This window comes from Enterobacter sp. ZOR0014 (assembly GCF_000798855.1).
GTDB lineage: Bacteria > Pseudomonadota > Gammaproteobacteria > Enterobacterales > Enterobacteriaceae > Enterobacter > Enterobacter kobei.
The window spans coordinates 1-262 of sequence record NZ_JTLF01000289.1 but is presented as its reverse complement, the minus strand read 5'-3'; the positions used below and the strand labels follow the sequence as shown (position 1 = coordinate 262).

Sequence of the window (262 nt, the reverse complement as noted above, 5' to 3'; positions counted from 1 at the left end):
GGGTTGCTCGACGGCGCCACGCCGTTGGTCATGTCGCCGTTCCACTTTCTGTGCTCAGGCGTTTTCGGCATATCTTTGCCGGTTTTACCGGTTGCAGAACCCGGAGAAAGCGTTGGGTAATTCGTATTTGGAACGTCCCATTTTTTCTTCGGCGTTGTGCTGTCAGCCGGTTTCGGCGCAGGCTTCAGATCGTCCGCTTTCGACGGCGTAACGGCAGGCACCGCTTCGCTGTGCGCGGTTTCAGACGGGGTGGTATCCGTCT

The 262-nt window shown here is 58.0% G+C and carries 1 protein-coding gene; it reads right to left on the bottom strand.

What is annotated here, in order from left to right; all coding sequences use genetic code 11:
• A partial coding sequence (locus tag L977_RS24770; RefSeq protein WP_047626104.1) for a hypothetical protein occupies nucleotides 1-262 on the bottom strand: 262 nt, incomplete at both ends.